Origin of the sequence: Enterovirga sp. (assembly GCF_028290205.1) — a bacterium.
GTDB lineage: Bacteria > Pseudomonadota > Alphaproteobacteria > Rhizobiales > Beijerinckiaceae > Enterovirga.
Window position 1 is genome coordinate 26,136 of sequence record NZ_JAQGKF010000137.1, and the last position, 14,278, is coordinate 40,413.

Annotated in this window: 11 protein-coding genes and 1 tRNA gene; 7 read left to right on the forward strand and 5 right to left on the reverse strand. The window is 70.0% G+C overall.

All coding sequences use genetic code 11. The annotated features are described in order from the left end of the window. Positions 1-6: 6 nt before the first annotated feature. From dxs to JWR86_RS09870, 4 genes are all read right to left on the reverse strand, one after another. The gene (gene dxs, locus JWR86_RS09855; RefSeq protein WP_299564367.1) at positions 7-1,935 is read right to left on the reverse strand and encodes a 1-deoxy-D-xylulose-5-phosphate synthase; all 1,929 of its coding nucleotides are present in this window, start codon (positions 1,933-1,935) and stop codon (positions 7-9) included. A gap of 84 nt (positions 1,936-2,019) precedes the next feature. Further along, a complete protein-coding gene (locus JWR86_RS09860; RefSeq protein ID WP_299564369.1) occupies positions 2,020-2,952 on the reverse strand; it encodes a polyprenyl synthetase family protein in 933 nt (310 codons plus the stop codon). Between the two features lie 196 nt (positions 2,953-3,148). Further along, complete coding sequence (locus tag JWR86_RS09865; protein WP_299564371.1) at positions 3,149-3,541, reverse strand: hypothetical protein; 393 nt, start codon at positions 3,539-3,541, stop codon at positions 3,149-3,151. Between the two features lie 101 nt (positions 3,542-3,642). Then, the gene (locus JWR86_RS09870) at positions 3,643-6,987 is read right to left on the reverse strand and encodes a TRCF domain-containing protein (RefSeq protein WP_299564373.1); all 3,345 of its coding nucleotides are present in this window, start codon (positions 6,985-6,987) and stop codon (positions 3,643-3,645) included. Positions 6,988-7,213: 226 nt separating this feature from the next. On the opposite strand from JWR86_RS09870, the gene JWR86_RS09875 reads away from it, so the two are divergent. Further along, positions 7,214-7,287: transfer RNA gene (locus JWR86_RS09875), tRNA-Gln, on the forward strand. A 53-nt stretch (positions 7,288-7,340) separates the two neighbouring features. Here the strand turns inward: JWR86_RS09875 and JWR86_RS09880 are convergent. Then, positions 7,341-8,180, reverse strand: a complete 840-nt coding sequence (locus tag JWR86_RS09880; RefSeq protein ID WP_299564375.1) for an alpha/beta hydrolase — start codon at positions 8,178-8,180, stop codon at positions 7,341-7,343. Between the two features lie 113 nt (positions 8,181-8,293). Between JWR86_RS09880 and JWR86_RS09885 the strand changes: the two genes are divergently transcribed. The 6 genes from JWR86_RS09885 to dapB all read left to right on the forward strand — a co-directional run bounded on the left by JWR86_RS09885 (position 8,294) and on the right by dapB (position 14,278). Beyond that, complete coding sequence (locus JWR86_RS09885) at positions 8,294-8,950, forward strand: L,D-transpeptidase (RefSeq protein WP_299564377.1); 657 nt, start codon at positions 8,294-8,296, stop codon at positions 8,948-8,950. A 241-nt stretch (positions 8,951-9,191) separates the two neighbouring features. Then, the gene (gene dnaK, locus JWR86_RS09890) at positions 9,192-11,117 is read left to right on the forward strand and encodes a molecular chaperone DnaK (protein WP_299564379.1); all 1,926 of its coding nucleotides are present in this window, start codon (positions 9,192-9,194) and stop codon (positions 11,115-11,117) included. A 126-nt stretch (positions 11,118-11,243) separates the two neighbouring features. Further along, positions 11,244-12,398, forward strand: a complete 1,155-nt coding sequence (dnaJ, locus tag JWR86_RS09895) for a molecular chaperone DnaJ (protein ID WP_299564382.1) — start codon at positions 11,244-11,246, stop codon at positions 12,396-12,398. A 55-nt stretch (positions 12,399-12,453) separates the two neighbouring features. Further along, positions 12,454-13,068 (forward strand): methyltransferase domain-containing protein, encoded by a 615-nt coding sequence (locus JWR86_RS09900; protein ID WP_299564385.1) that lies wholly within the window; start codon positions 12,454-12,456, stop codon positions 13,066-13,068. 34 nt (positions 13,069-13,102) lie between these two features. After that, positions 13,103-13,408: a DUF1330 domain-containing protein gene (locus tag JWR86_RS09905; RefSeq protein WP_299564388.1), complete on the forward strand. Its 306-nt coding sequence runs from the start codon at positions 13,103-13,105 to the stop codon at positions 13,406-13,408. A gap of 63 nt (positions 13,409-13,471) precedes the next feature. After that, positions 13,472-14,278, forward strand: coding sequence for a 4-hydroxy-tetrahydrodipicolinate reductase (gene dapB, locus JWR86_RS09910; protein ID WP_299564477.1), 807 nt, complete (start codon positions 13,472-13,474; stop codon positions 14,276-14,278).

Genomic DNA, 14,278 nt, shown 5'->3' on the forward strand with positions numbered 1-14,278 from the left:
TTCCCGTCAGGCCCTGGCCTTGAGCTGACCGGCGTTGCGGCCCAGGATCTCGAAGACGCGGGTCACGATCGCGGCCGAGTCGAGCTGGGCCTGCGCGTACATCCGCTCAGGCTTGTCGTGGTCGAGATAGACGTCCGGCAGCACGAGCGAGCGCACCTTGAGCCCTCGGTCGAGGATGCCGCGTTCGGCCAGAAGCTGCAGCACGAAGGATCCGAAGCCGCCGATCGAGCCCTCCTCGATCGTCAGCAGAACCTCGTGCTCGCGCGCCAGACGCAGGATCAGCGCCTCGTCGAGCGGCTTGGCGAAGCGGGCGTCGGCCACCGTGGTGGACAGGCCGCGCGCCTCGAGATCCTCGGCCGCCTTCAGGGCCTCGCCGAGACGGGTCCCCAGGGACAGGAGGGCGACGCGCGTGCCTTCGCGGACGACCCGGCCTTCGCCGATCCGCAGGATGCGGCCCCGCTCCGGCATCTCGACCCCGATGCCTTCGCCGCGCGGGAACCTGAAAGCGATCGGGCCCGTGTCATAGGCCGCCGAGGTCGCAACCATGTGGGCGAGTTCGGCTTCGTCGGCCGCCGCCATGATCACCATGTTGGGCAGGCAGCCCAGATAGGCGACGTCGAAGGATCCGGCATGGGTGGCGCCGTCCGCGCCGACCAGCCCGGCCCGGTCCAGGGCGAAACGAACGGGAAGGTTCTGCAGCGCCACATCATGCACGACCTGGTCATAGGCGCGCTGCAGGAAGGTCGAGTAGATCGCGCAGAAGGGCTTGTAGCCCTCGGTCGCCATGCCGGCCGCGAAGGTGACCGCATGTTGTTCCGCGATGCCCACATCGAAGGTGCGGCTCGGGAATTCCTTGGCGAAGAGATCCAGTCCGGTGCCGGACGGCATGGCCGCCGTGATCGCCACGATGCGGCTGTCGGCGCGGGCCTCCTTGGCCAGGTTCTCGGCAAACACCTTGGTGTAGGCGGGGGCGTTGGCCTTGGCCTTCGCCTGGGTGCCGGTGATCACATCGAAGGGCACGACGCCGTGGTACTTGTCGGCCGAGGCCTCGGCCGGGCCGTAGCCCTTGCCCTTCTGGGTCACGACATGGACCAGGATGGGCCCGCTCGTGGCGTCCCGCACGTTCTTGAGCACGGGGAGCAGGTGGTCGAGATTGTGCCCGTCGATCGGGCCCACGTAGTAGAAGCCGAGTTCCTCGAACAGGGTGCCGCCGGTGACAAACCCGCGCGCGTATTCCTCGGCTTTCAGCGCCTTGTCGTGCAGAAATTTGGGCAGCTTCTCGGCCAGGTGCTTCGCCACCTCGCGCAGGGACCGGTAGGTCTTGCCCGAGACGAGCCGCGCCAGATACGCCGACATGGCGCCGGTCGGCGGCGCGATGGACATGTCGTTGTCGTTGAGGATGACGATGAGCCGGCTCTTCAGGTGCCCGGCGTTGTTCATGGCCTCATAGGCCATGCCGGCCGACATGGCGCCGTCGCCGATCACCGCGATGACGTTGTTGGTGCCGCCTTCGAGATCGCGCGCCACGGCCATGCCGAGGCCGGCCGAAATGGAGGTGGAGGAATGGGCCGCCCCGAACGGGTCGTATTCGCTCTCGGACCGCTTGGTGAAGCCGGACAGGCCGCCGCCCGTGCGCAGCGTGCGGATGCGTGAGCGCCGCCCCGTCAAGATCTTATGCGGGTAGGCCTGATGCCCGACGTCCCAAATGATGCGGTCGCGCGGGGTGTCGAATACGTAGTGCAATGCAGCCGTGAGCTCGACGACCCCGAGGCCCGCTCCGAGATGACCGCCCGTGACGGACACGGCGTCGATGGTCTCGGCCCGCAACTCGTCGGCCAGGGTAGCGAGCTGATCCTCCGACAACCGTCGGAGGTCTTCGGGAGTGTCGATCGTGTCGAGGAGCGGAGTCGAAACGGGCAACGCGGAGCTCGCCATTATTTGATCTCGTTCCGGTCTCTCCTGCACGGTTTTCGCCGAAAAGAGAACCGAAAACAGCAGAGTAGGGTTTTGACGCCGCCTTTAGCTGCGCCTCGACGCCACGAAGGCCGCGGTCTGCCTGAGGACGTCCGCTTGCGAACCGTATCGGGCGAGCGACCCCTGGGCTTCGTCGACGAGCTTTGACAAGCGCAAGCGGGCCGTTTCGATCCCGAGAAGAGACACGAGGGTCGCTTTGCCGCGGGCCGCGTCCTTGCCCGTGGCCTTGCCAACGAGATCGGCCTCACCCTCCGCGTCCAGCAGGTCGTCGGCAATCTGGAAAGCCTGGCCCACGAGCCTGCCGTAGCGGGAGAGGGCCTGCCGATCTTCCTCTCCGGCGCGGCCGACGATGGCGCCCATGTCCAGGCAGGCACCCAGGATGGCGCCCGTCTTCATGGCCTGCAGCCGCAGCGTGTCCGCCTCGCCGCCGGCGAGGGGCCGTCCATCGGCCGCAAACCGGCCCTCCGCCTCCAGGTCCAACATCTGGCCGCCCGCCATGCCGCCGATGCCGGACGACCGCGCAAGCGTGAAGGTCAGGTCGATGCGGATTTGCGCGTCGGCATCGGTGGCCGGGTCGGCCAGCGTGTCAAAGGCGAGCGTGACGAGGGCGTCGCCGGCCAGGATCGCGGTGGCTTCGTCGAAGGCCCGGTGAAGCGTGGGCTTGCCGCGGCGCAGTTCGTCGTCGTCCATGGCCGGCAGGTCGTCATGGACCAGGCTGTAGCCGTGTACGAGCTCCACCGCGGCAGCGGCCCGCAAGACGCCGTCGTCCTCGCGCCCGAACAGGCGCGCGGCCTCCACCACCAGATGCGGGCGGAGGCGCTTGCCGCCGCCCAGCATGGCGTAGCGCATGGCCTCGACCAGCCGGGCCGGCCGCAGGATCTCGCCCGGCAGCGGGTCGGGGGCGAGAAGGCGGTCGAGAAGTGCCTCGACGGACACGGCCGTACGGTCGAGGCGGGCGCGGAACTCGTCTAGGCTCACGAAGGACAACCCTGCGGCGGAACCTGCGGCTTTGCCGATCCGGCCGGGCAGGTCAACTCTGCGGCGGCCGTTGCGGCCCTCCGGCGGCCGCGGTTCGTGGGCAGACAGAGCCGAGCGGTCGCGCAGACTTGATCGTGGGCGTCCCATGGCGGACGGCCCCCGGCGGCTCGGGCGCGTCCTCGCGGGGCCGGGACGATCAGCGGCGCGCGGGCAGGCGCGGCGGCTGGGCGTTCGGATCGGCGGGGCACCGATAGGTGAATTCGCGGTGGCGGCCGGTGAGGTCCCGCTCGTCGGTGATGACGCAGAGGGGGCGGTTGGTCTTCTCCTGGAAGAACAGCCGCGCGACCTGGCGCTGGCGGTCCGCCCGGGGCGTGCCCTCCAGGCAGCCGCCGAGCGTCTCGCTGAGCACGTTGGTGGTCACGATCAGCGTGCGGAGATCGGGCCGGTCGAACACCTCGTAGGTGTCGCGGCAGCGGAGCGTCACCGGGACGCCCGTGGTCATGCCGTAGCGGTCGATCGTGTAGGTGGCCGTGTTCATGACACAGCCGCCGAGCCCGGCCAGAATTCCGGCCGCCAGGGCGAGCCGCAAGGGGCGCACGCCTGCTGGGCGCTTCCGTGAGGTCGATGGCGTCGGGCTGGACATGCCCCGCCATACGCCATCCGGGCGACCCTGTCCGCGGCGTTTTCGCATCAGGCGTCGGGGGAAAGCGCGGACAGCGCCGCCTCGCTCAGCCGGAGCAGGTCCGCGGGGTCGAACGGCCCCGCCAGGATCAGGCGCGCGTCCTTCCAGGACAGGCCGCCGGGGAAGGCCCGTTCGAGGCCGGCGAGTTCGCCCGCTGCGGGCGGCGCCTCCTTGAAGGTGAGCGCGACGGCCTGCGGCCCGGCATCGATGCGGGCCACCCCCGCCCTGCGGCAGAGGCGGCGCAGCCGACCCAGCGCGAGTGCCGTCTCGACCGCGTCCGGCCGCGGCCCGAACCGGTCCTCGATCTCCTCCGCGAGCCGGTCCTCGTCGGCCAGGTCGCGGGCCCGGGCGATCCGGGCATAGAGGTTCAGCCGCATCTCCGGCTCCGGCACATAGCTGTCCGGGATGAGGCCGCTGGCCCCGATATTCAGCTCGGGGCTCCAATCCTCGGCGGGCGCCGTACCTTGAGCGGCGAGCAGCGCCCGTTCCAGCAGCCGTCGGTACAGGCCGGCGCCGATCAGCTTGACGTGCCCGGTCTGGGTGTCGCCCAGAAGATCGCCGCCGCCGCGGGTGTCGAGGTCCTCCGCGCTGATGGCGAAGCCGGCGCCGAGCCGGTCGAGCGCCGCCAGACGGTCCAGGCGCCGCGCCGTCTCCGGCGGGAGCTGCTGCTCCGGGTCGGTCAGGAGATAGGTCGTGCCCCGAACGCGACCGCGACCGACCCGCCCTCTGAGCTGGTGCAGTTGCGACAGCCCAAAGCGGTCGGCCCGCCAAATCAGGATCGTGTTGGCCCGCGGAACGTCGAGCCCGCTCTCGATGATGTTGGTCGCCAGCAGCACGTCGCCCTCGCCATCGGCAAAGGCCACCATGGTTTCGTCGATCTCGGCCGGCTTGAGCTGCCCGTGCGCGACCCGGACCTGCAGCTCCGGGACGAGCCGCGCGAGGCGCTCCGCCATGGGCGCGATGTCCTCGATCCGGGGGCAGACGACGAAGCTCTGCCCGCCGCGTCGCATTTCGCGCAGCAGCGCGTCCCGGACGGTCGCCTCGTCCAGGGGCATCACGACGGTGCGGACGGGCTGGCGTTCGGCCGGGGGCGTGGCCAGCACGCTAACCGCCCGCAGCCCCGCCAGCGCGGCCTGCATGGTGCGGGGAATGGGCGTCGCCGTGAGGGTCAGGACGTGCACGTCCTCGCCGAGACGGCGCAGCTTCTCCTTATCGGCGGCGCCGAAGCGCTGCTCCTCGTCCACGATCAGCAGGCCGAGATCGGCGAACCGGACGCCGCGCCCGGCCAGCGCATGCGTTCCGATGGCGATCCGGATGCGGCCGCTCGCCAGGCCCTCCTTGGTGGCCCGGGCTTCGGCAGGCGCGACCAGGCGGGACAGATGCCCGACCTCGATGCCGAGCTCGGCGAAGCGGCGCCGGAAGGTCGCGAGATGCTGCCGGACCAGGACGGTGGTGGGCGCGGCGAGAGCGACTTGCTTGCCGCTCAGCACGGCGGCGGCCGCGGCCCGGAGGGCGACCTCCGTCTTGCCGAAGCCGACATCGCCGCAGCAAAGCCGGTCCATGGCATGGCCAGAGGCGAGGTCGGCCAGGATGTCGGACACGGCGGAGCGCTGGTCGGGCGTCTCGGCAAAGGGGAAGCCCGCCACGAAGCGCTCGTAATCCCGGCGCGGCGGCACCAGGCGCGCGGCCTCCCGGGCCCGGTGCGCCGCGGCAAGCCGCGACAGTTCGGCGGCGGCCCGGCCGATCTCGGCTTCCACCTTGGCGCGCTTCCGCGGCCAGGCCTCGCCCCCGAGCCGGTCCAGGCTCAGCCCTTCGCGCATGGCGCCGTAGCGCCACATCAGGTCGAGGTCGCTGACCGGAACCATCAGGATGGCCCCCCCCGCATATTCCAGCCTGATCGTTTCCGTCGCGTCCTGTCCGGGCGCCGCCACACGCTCCAGGCCGCGCAGGACGCCAATGCCGTGGTCGAGGTGGATCACCGCGTCACCGAGATGGAAGCGGTCCGCCCGTCGGCCAAACACGTCCGAATCCGGGCCGGAGCCCGTCTGCAGATGGGCCTGACTGCCGAGCACGTCCCGGACCGCCACCACCGTCACTGCGGGCTCAGCTCGAAAGCCCTGCGCGAGGGGTACGTTCAGGCGCAGCACCGAACGGGGCGCGGCGCCCGCGATGTCGTCCCAGGTCGCGGCCCGCACGGGGGCGGTTGCGGCCGCCTTGGCGACCCTCCGGGCGACCGCGTCGAGATCGGGCCCCTCCGGACCTGCCACCGCGATGCGGCGCCCGGCCTCGCGCTCCGCGGCGACAAAGGCCCGCAACGCGTCTCCGGGCCTGCTGTGCCGCGCGAAAACCGGGATTTCGGGGCTGTCCTCCGGGTCCGCTTCGGCGAGGCGCGTCACCGTGCGGCGCGCGAGCTGGCCGTCCCGTTCTGCTGCGCTGAGGTACAGGCCCTCGGGTGAAAGGGGCCGCCCGTCCCCGCGCTGAAAACGCAAACGCGACTCGTAGGCGTCGTGCACCTGTTCCAGGAAGGCGCCCGCCCGGTCCTCGGCTCCAGGTTCGACGACGACGTGGGCCCGCGGCATGTAGTCGAGCAGGCTTTCGAGGCGGCCGTAGATGTCGGGGAGGCGGTGTTCGAGGCCCGGACCCCGTTCCGGGGCATCGTTCTCCGCGGTCTCGTCGCCGTTCCCAGGCGGCCGGACCGCCTCGGAGGCGGGCTGGAGCCGCAGCGTGTTGAACCGGTCGGTCGTGCGTTGCGAGGCGGCGTCGAAGGAGGCGATCGCGGTGACGCGGCCGCTGTCGTGGTCGATCCGGACCGGCAGGTAGTAGCCGGCCGGAAACACGTCGAACACTGCGCCCCGGGCGGCGAATTCCCCTGGTTCGTCGACGCGCTCGTCCGCCCGGTAGCCCGTGCGGGCGAGATCGCGCGCCAGGGCCGCCGGATCGATCGGGTCGCCGAGGCTGAGGGTGCGGGTCCGGCCGGCCCAAATTCCACGCGGCGGAACCCGCTGCAGCAGCGCCTCAGGGGTGCCCAGCACAATGAAGGGCCCCGGGCGCCCCTCGGCGAGCGCCGACAGGGTGGCGATCCTGAGCCCCATCGGGCGCGGCGAGGGGGAGAGGCGGTCGTAGGGCAGGCAATCCCAGGGCGGGAACAGGAAGGTCTCGACATCCGGCGCGAAGGCCCAGAGCAGCGCGGCGAGCCGGTCCAGCCGGCTCGCGCCGGCGGCGACGTGAAGGAGGCCGGCCGAGCCAGCCTCGCGGGCGAGGCCGAGGAGGAGGAGGGCCAGGCCGCCCTCGCTCCGCGGCAGGGGCGGGGAGAGGTCGTCCCGCTGTCGGAGCGGCGCGGCGGTGGGCGGCATGCGGCGGGCCGGGGAGGGAGAGAAGAACAAGCCGGGCGGGAACCGCAGCCGCCGCCTCTTGTTCCCGCGGCCCTTGAGGCCCCGGTGGGTCCAGCGCGAGTTTGTGCACGCGGCACGTTGACCGAAAGGCGAAACCGACCTATCTCGACCGCGCCGCCGAACCCTCGCACAGGCCCCGCTCGCGCCAGCCCTCGGCTGGAATGGCAAGCCGGATCAGAGGGATCGTTGGGGGATAGTTTAACGGTAGAACAGCGGACTCTGACTCCGTTAGTCGAGGTTCGAATCCTCGTCCCCCAGCCACCCGTCGCGCCGCCCGCCTTTCACCACCGCCGTCACCCGCCGGCCTGGCCCCGTCAACCGGGGCCGTCGAGCAGGCGAAGCGCCATCCGGTGCAGTTCGGATTCGGGCCGGGCGAGTTCGTCCACCACGTCGAAGTGATGCCGGCCGGGGACCGTGAGCAGCGTCGGCGACAGGTCGGCCCAGTTCTCCGCCATGGCCCGCGACTGGTCCTGGAAGGCGGCGGTCTCGTCGCCGCCCACCGCGAAGGCGAGCGCCGCGCGGGAGCCCCAGCGGCGCTGGTGCAGGCTGAGCGCGTCGGCGCTCGCCGGGTCGAGCCGGACCGCCTCGTTGATGCTGGTCTGGAGAAGCGGCGCCAGGGCAAACACACCGGAGATCGGCAGCACGCCCGAGATCGGGGCTTCGGGGAGGCCGAGGCTCCGCCAATTTGTGGCGAGCAGGAAGGCGGCCAGATATCCGCCGGCCGAGTGCCCGGTCACAAGGATGCGTTCGCGCTCAGCCGGCAGAAGCTCTCCATAGAGGGTGGCGAACGCGGTCCGCACGCCCTCGCGGAGGCGGGGCAGCGACACCTCCGGACAGAGCGGGTAGCCGATCAGCGCGACCGACAGGCCCTCCGCCTGGAAGCTCTCGGCCAGCCAGGAGAAGTCCTCCTTGGCCAGCGCGCGCCAGTAGCCGCCGTGGATGAACACCACGAGGCCGCGCGGCGTCGGGGCCCGAAACAGATGCACCGCCTCGCGGGGATGGTCGCCGTAGCTCACGGTCCGCAGCGGCAGCCGCGCCCGGGTCGCGGCGGCGCGTGTCGCCCACTCGGCCAGAATCTCGGCGACGTTCGGGACCGTGACGCGCGGATTGTAGGCCTTTTCGGCATCAGCCCGAGCGCCGCTGTCCTGTGTCATCGCAAGCTTCGCCTTAAGGGGGGAGCGGCTGTGGCCGTGAAAGCACACCTGTGGGAGCCCGTCCCTGATAGGTTGTCACCATCCGCCCAGCCCAAAATCAAGCCGTTGATTCGATGACCACACGCCGTGCCGTCCTCGGTGCCCTTTTGGGTGCCCCTCTCGCCGCCTGCCAGAGCACGCGCTCGGCTGAGCCCAATCCGGCGAATGCGGCCGATGCGGATTACGCCCGCTGGTATCGCGGCTCCGTGCAGGACGGTCCGTACGAGATGCCGCTCGTGGACCGCTCGCTGCTCGATCCGGAGCTCGCGCCCCGCACGGTCGCGTTTTCGGGCGGGCACCGCCCGGGCACCGTCGTGGTCGATATCGACGAGCGCCGGCTCTACCTCGTCCAGGCCGGCGGCACGGCGCTCCGTTACGGCGTCGGCGTCGGCAAGCAGGGCTTTGCCTGGCGGGGCGTCGCCACGATCGGCCGCAAGGCGCATTGGCCGAACTGGTCGCCCACGGCCGTCATGGTCCGGATCAACCCCAAACTGGCCCGCTATGCGGCGGGCGGGCTCGGCAACCCGCTCGGGGCGCGGGCGCTGTACCTGCATCAGGGCGGCCGCGACACGATGTTCCGCATTCATGGCACCAACGAGCCGTGGTCGATCGGCACGCAGGTGTCGTCCGGCTGCATCCGGCTTCTGAACGAGGACGTTGTGGATCTCTACGACCGCGTCCCCGTTGGCACCACGGTCTACGTGCGCCGCAGCGGGGCGCGCCGCGCCTGACATCGCCCCGATGCGTCGCACCGCAGGCGCGGCCACACATTAGCTGTGGCCGATCGCGCTGTGGCGCGTGCATCGTCTTGAAGCTTGGGGCCCCGACCCTATATCGGTTCCACCGCGGAAGACGACGCGTCGCCGCAGGCTGAACCGCCCGACGCGTCGGTCTTCTATCTCGAACACTGCCATGGGCCGAGCCGCCTTCCAGGGGCTCGGCGGTCTGCTTGAAGGATGAGGGATCCCGACCATGGGTAAAGTCATCGGTATCGATCTCGGCACAACCAATTCCTGTGTCGCGGTCATGGAAGGCTCGACGCCGAAGGTGATCGAGAACCAGGAGGGGGCTCGCACCACTCCATCGATCGTCGCCTTTACGGACGACGGCGAGCGCCTTGTCGGACAGCCCGCCAAACGGCAGGCCGTCACCAATCCCGACCGCACGTTCTTCGCCATCAAGCGGCTGATCGGGCGCACCTTCGACGATCCGATGACCCAGAAAGACAAGGGTCTCGTCCCCTACAAGATCGTCAAGGGCAACAACGGCGACGCCTGGGTCGAGGCCGACGGCAAGACCTATTCGCCCTCCCAGATCTCGGCCTTCACGCTGCAGAAGATGAAGGAGACGGCGGAGTCGTATCTCGGCCAGACGGTCACCCAGGCCGTCATCACCGTCCCGGCCTATTTCAACGACGCCCAGCGTCAGGCCACCAAGGACGCCGGCAAGATCGCCGGGCTCGAGGTGCTGCGCATCATCAACGAGCCGACGGCTGCCGCGCTCGCCTATGGTCTCGACAAGAAGAACACCGGCATGATCGCCGTGTACGATCTCGGCGGCGGCACCTTCGACGTGTCGATCCTCGAGATCGGCGACGGCGTCTTCGAGGTGAAGTCGACGAACGGCGACACCTTCCTGGGCGGCGAGGATTTAGACAACCGCGTCGTCGAATACCTGGCTTCCGAGTTCAAGCGCGAGCAGGGCATTGACCTGAAGAAGGACAAGCTCGCTCTGCAGCGCCTGAAGGAGGCGGCCGAGAAGGCGAAGATCGAGCTGTCCTCGGCCAGCCAGACCGAAATCAACCTGCCCTACATCACGGCGGATGCGTCCGGGCCGAAGCACCTGGCGCTGAAGCTCAGCCGCGCGAAGTTCGAGTCGCTGGTGGACGACCTCGTCCAGCGGACGGTCGAGCCCTGCCGCAAGGCGCTGAAGGATGCCGGCCTGTCGGCCGCCGAGATCGACGAGGTGGTCCTGGTCGGCGGCATGACCCGCATGCCCAAGGTCCAGGAGGTCGTGAAGCAGTTCTTCGGCAAGGAGCCGCACAAGGGCGTGAACCCGGACGAGGTCGTGGCCATTGGCGCCGCGATCCAGGCCGGCGTGCTCCAGGGCGACGTGAAGGACGTGCTGCTGCTCGACGTGACGCCCCTGTCGCTCGGCATCGAGACGCTGGGAGGCGTGTTCACGCGGCTGATCGACCGCAACACGACCATTCCGACCAAGAAGTCGCAGACCTTCTCCACGGCGGAGGACAATCAGAACGCGGTCACCATCCGGGTCTTCCAGGGTGAGCGCGAGATGGCGGCCGACAACAAGATGCTGGGTCAGTTCGACCTCATGGGCATCCCCCCGGCACCCCGCGGCATGCCGCAGATTGAGGTGACCTTCGACATCGACGCCAACGGCATCGTCAACGTCACGGCGAAGGACAAGGCGACGAACAAGGAGCAGCAGATCCGGATCCAGGCCTCGGGCGGGCTGTCGGACGCCGACATCCAGCGCATGGTCAAGGATGCCGAGGCCAACGCCGCCGAGGACAAGAAGCGGCGCGAGCTGGTGGAGGCCAAGAACCAGGGCGAGGCGCTGATCCACGCGACCGAGAAATCGGTGGCCGAGCATGGCAGCAAGGTGTCGGACGGCGACAAGGCCGCGATCAGCTCAGCCATGGACGCGCTGAGGACGGCGCTGTCGGGCGATGATGCCGAGGCGGTCAAGGCCAGGACCAACGACCTCATGCAGGCCTCGATGAAGCTGGGCGAGGCGATGTATGCTGCCTCGCAGGCCGAGGCGGCGGCCGGAGAGGCCGGCGCGGAGCCGGGCCAGCCGGGCGGTCCGAAGAAGGACGACGTCGTGGACGCCGACTTCCAGGAAGTGCAGGAAGACAAGAAGAAGCGGGCGTAAACTCTTCGCTGTCGCGGCCGGGCTGGTCCCGGCCGCCCCTTGCGAGGGGGCCGCCAGCGGCGGCGGCTCGAAGGATTCCGGGAGAGTCCGGGACGAGGGGCCGAGAGGCGGGCAGGGCGGCGAGGAATGTCGAAGCGCGACTATTACGAGGTGCTCGGCGTTGCCCGAACCGTGACGGAGGCCGAGCTGAAGGCGAGCTTTCGCAAGCTCGCCATGAAGTGGCATCCCGACAAGAATCCGGGCGACAAGAACGCCGAGGTTCAGTTCAAGGAAATCAACGAGGCCTACCAGGTTCTGTCGGATTCGCAGAAGCGGGCCGCCTATGACCGTTTCGGCCACGCTGCCTTCCAGAACGGGGGAGGGCCGGGTGGTGGCCCCGGATTCGGCAACGAGTTCGGCGACTTCATGTCGGACATTTTCGACACCTTCTTCGGGGACGCCCGGGCGGGGGGACGGAGTCCGCGCGGGCCCGGTGGCCGCGAGCGCGGTGCCGACATGCGCTACAATCTCGAGATCACGCTCGAGGAGGCCTATCGGGGCAAGACCGCCTCGATCACGATCCCGACCTCGGTCACGTGCGAGGTCTGTTCGGGCGCCGGCGCCAAGGTCGGATCCAAGCCGCGCCCCTGTCCGACCTGCGGCGGAGCCGGGCGGGTGCGGGCGGCGCAGGGCTTCTTCTCGATCGAGCGGGCCTGCCCCAATTGCCACGGCCGCGGCGAGATCATCGACGACCCATGCCCGAATTGCGGCGGGGCCGGCCGAACAACGCGCGAGCGCACCCTTTCGGTGAATGTCCCGGCCGGCGTCGAAGACGGCACCCGCATCCGCATCGCGGGCGAGGGCGAGGCTGGACTTCGCGGCGGGCCGGCGGGCGATCTCTACATCTTCCTGTCCCTGAAACCCCATCCGTTTTTCCAGCGCGACGGGGCCGACCTCTATTGCCAGGTGCCGATCTCGCTCACCTCGGCGGCGTTGGGCGGGGAGTTCACCGTACCGACCCTTGACGGCACCGATGCGCGCGTGAAAATCCCCGAGGGAACGCAGTCCGGTAAGCAGTTTCGGCTTCGGCAGAAGGGCATGTCAGTGCTGCGGTCGCGCGACGTGGGCGACCTCTACATCCAGGTCGCCGTCGAGACGCCGCAGAACCTTACGCGGCGTCAGCGCGAACTCCTGATGGAGTTCGATCGCGAGTCGTCAGGGGATACGCATCCCGAGAGCAGTGGGTTTTTCGCGCGCGTGCGGGATTTCTTCGACGGAATCGGTGGATCCAGCCGCGCTTGAAAGCTTTAAGAGGCTCGGCCTGCCCTTGCGGCAGGTGGGCCGGCAGGGGGCGAGTTTGATTCAGTTGTCCGAGAGGTTGCGCGCGCGAAAACGCGGCGCCGTTCGTGATCGGTTTGAGGACGAGACCCGATTCCTCAGATCCTGGTTCGAGCGGCCGCTCGTGACCGGAGCGGTCGCGCCATCCGGCCGCGTTCTGGCCCAAACCATGGCCTCCTACGTGGATCCGCGCCTGCGCGGACCCGTCGTCGAGCTCGGACCGGGCACCGGGCCGGTCACGGATGCGCTGCTCCGGCAGGGAATCGAGCAGGAACGGCTCGTCCTCGTCGAATACAGCCCTGAGTTTTGCCAGTTGCTGAAACGCCGCTTCCCGCGCGCCACCATCGTCCAGGGCGACGCCTACGAGGCGGGCGAGGTGCTGGCGGACGTGGTCAAGGAGCCCTGCGCCGGCGTTCTGTCGAGCCTGCCGCTGCTCAACAAGCCCGTCGAGCAGCGCCTGGCCCTGCTCGCGGCCGCCCACGCGATGCTGCACCCCTTCGCGCCGTTCGTACAATTCACCTACGGGGTGAAGCCCCCGATTCCGGCACGCTCCACCAGCTACACGGCCAGCGCCTCCGAGCGGATCTGGCTGAACTTCCCTCCAGCCCGGGTTTGGGTGTACCGCCGGGGCTAGCAGGCGGCCACCGGCCGTCGGTCGGGAGGTGCATATGTCCAGGGGCTACTGGGTCGCGCGCGTCGATGTCCACGACGCGGAGAGCTACAAGGACTATGCCGCCTCGAACGGGGTCGCCTTCGCCAAGTTCGGCGGCCGCTTCCTGGTCCGTGGCGGCGCTTTCGAGAACCCGGCCGGCACGAGCCGCGCCCGCAACGTGGTGATCGAGTTCCCCTCCTACCAGGCCGCTCTCGATTGCTGGGCCTCGCCCGAATACCAGGCCGCGCGCGCCAAGCAGCGCGGCGGCGCCGAGATGGATGTCATCATCATCGAAGGCTATGCGGGACCGCAGCCGGCCTAGCCACACGGTCGGCGCGACGGCGCGGCACGAGCCCGCCTTGAACCCGGAGGATCCATGAACCGCATGCGCCTCGTCGTTGTCGGGGCTGCCGGCCGCATGGGCCGCATGCTCGTGCGCGTTCTCGCCGACCACCCCGCCGCGCGCCTGTGCGGCGCGCTGGAGCAGCCCGGATCGCCGGCGCTCGGCCAGGATGCCGGCCTGCTGGCGGAAACGGGCCCGAGCGGGATCCTGGTCGGTGATGACCTGGAGGCGGCGCTGGCCGGCGCCGACGGCATTCTCGACTTCACGGCCCCGGCCGCGACGCTCCGCTTCGCGCGGCTCGCGGCCGAGCGCGGCCTCGTCCACGTGGTCGGCACGACCGGCCTTCAGCCGGCCGATCTCGAGGCGCTGCGGGGCTGCGCCGACCGGGCCCGCATCGTCCAGTCCGGAAACATGTCGCTCGGTGTGAACCTGCTCGCGAGCCTTGTGCGGCGGGCGGCCCGTGCCCTCGGGCCGGAGTGGGACGTGGAGGTGCTCGAGATGCATCACCGGGCCAAGGTCGACGCTCCGTCCGGCACCGCGCTGCTGCTCGGCGCGGCGGCTGCGGAGGGGCGCGACGTCGACCTCGCCAAGTCGTCGGTCCGGAGCCGCGACGGGCATACCGGCGCGCGCCGGGAGGGGGACATCGGCTTCGCCACCCTGCGGGGCGGCAGCGTGGTCGGCGACCACAGCGTGATTCTGGCCGGCCTCGGCGAGCGGATCGAACTCTGGCACCGGGCCGACGACCGGGCGATCTTCGCCCGCGGCGCGGTGCAGGCGGCCGTTTGGGCGGCCGACCGGCCGGCCGGCTTCTACGACATGGCCGACGTGCTCGGGCTCGGCGAGACCTGA